Origin of the sequence: Micromonospora sp. U21, assembly GCF_018070045.1 — a bacterium.
In the GTDB taxonomy this organism is placed as follows: Bacteria; Actinomycetota; Actinomycetes; order Mycobacteriales; family Micromonosporaceae; genus Micromonospora.
This window is the reverse complement of the sequence record NZ_JAGPYK010000077.1, coordinates 1-1,546: the sequence shown is the minus strand read 5'-3', so window position 1 is coordinate 1,546 and position 1,546 is coordinate 1. Positions and strand designations below refer to the sequence as shown.

Genomic DNA, 1,546 nt, shown 5'->3' with positions numbered 1-1,546 from the left:
CCGATCACGGAAACAGCCCTTGGTTGATGATCTTCTTGTCTAGGGAAGAGCATCAATAACCAAGGGCTGTTCTGGTGACCAGTGTGCATGACCGTCGTCCGGCTGATGCCGTCGGGGAGCTGGACAGGTTCCGGCGAGAGTTCTATGACTGTTTGACTGCTCGGGCTGATGCGTTGTTCGACCTGACGGACGCGGTGTTGTGCGCCGATGGGCCGGTCCGGTCGTTGGTGGAGTTGTCGCTGGTGGGTGAGCACCGTCGGGGTCACGGGGCGTTGTATGACGCCCTCGCCTGCGGGCGGCTGGACATCGATCGGTTGCGCACCGCCCTCGCGGCGGTGCCGTTGCCCCGGGCGGCTGATGGCCGTCTCGTCCTGGCGGTCGACGTCACCTGTTGGCTGCGGCCGGACGCGCACACCTCACCGCAGCGGATCCTGTGTCACACCTATGGACGCGGTAAGGATCAGACCATCATGATCCCGGGCTGGCCGTATTCGATGGTCGTGGCCCTGGAATCGGGCCGAAGTTCGTGGACCGCGCCGCTGGACGCACAGCGGCTGGCATCTGGTGATGACGCGGCCACGGTCACCGCTAGGCAGCTGCGAGACATCGTGGGGCGGCTGATCGCGGCCGGGCAGTGGCAGGCCGGGGACCTGGAGATCCTGGTCGTGGCCGACGCCGGCTACGACGCGCCCCGGCTGGCGTTCCTCCTGCGTGATCTGCCCGTGCAGGTCCTCGCTCGGATGCGCTCAGACCGGGTACTGCGCCGGGCCGTGCCGCCCCGCAAGCCCGGGACGATTGGACGTCCACCCCGCCACGGCGGCGAGTTCGTCTTCGGTGATCCCACCACGTGGGGTGAGCCGGACGCAGCCACTGTCGCCGACAGCCGCCTCTACGGCACGGCGTGGGCCCGCGCCTGGGACCGGTTGCACCCACGGTTGACCCACCGATCCGCCTGGACCGCTGCGGCGACAACGCTGCCGGTCATCGAGGGAACCGTCATCCGTTTGGAGGTCGACCATCTACCCAGCGGCGCGACCCCGAAGCCGGTGTGGCTGTGGTGGTCCGGCGTCGACGCCACCAGCGCTGATGTCGACCGGCTCTGGCAGACGTTCCTGCGCCGCTTCGACATCGAACACACGTTCCGCCTGTTCAAACAGACCCTCGGCTGGACCTGCCCGAAGATCCGAACCCCACAAGCAGCCGATCGCTGGACCTGGATGATCCTCGCCGCCTACACCCAGCTGCGTCTGGCCCGCGCCCTCGCCACCGACCTGCGCCGCCCCTGGGAGAAACCCACACCACCGCAGCGTCTGTCACCCGCCCGCGTCCGCCGAGGGTTTCGGCACCTGCGCGCGAAGGCCACCCGTCCGGCCGGTGCACCCAAACCCTCCCGGCCAGGACCAGGGCGGCCACCCGGCCGCCGCAACAACCACCCCACCCCACGCCACGACGTCCACACCGCGACCACCACGAACGCCAAGACACCGGCTACAAAGAAGACGAAGTCCGTCAATCCCCGTCCACGCCGCACAGGTTAAAAATCAAG

Annotated in this window: 1 protein-coding gene; it reads left to right on the top strand. The window is 68.0% G+C overall.

The genetic code is table 11. The features are described 5' to 3' along the window. Positions 1-74 precede the first annotated feature (74 nt). Positions 75-1,538 (top strand): NF041680 family putative transposase, encoded by a 1,464-nt coding sequence (locus KBX63_RS34810; protein WP_210918672.1) that lies wholly within the window; start codon positions 75-77, stop codon positions 1,536-1,538. Positions 1,539-1,546: the final 8 nt, after the last annotated feature.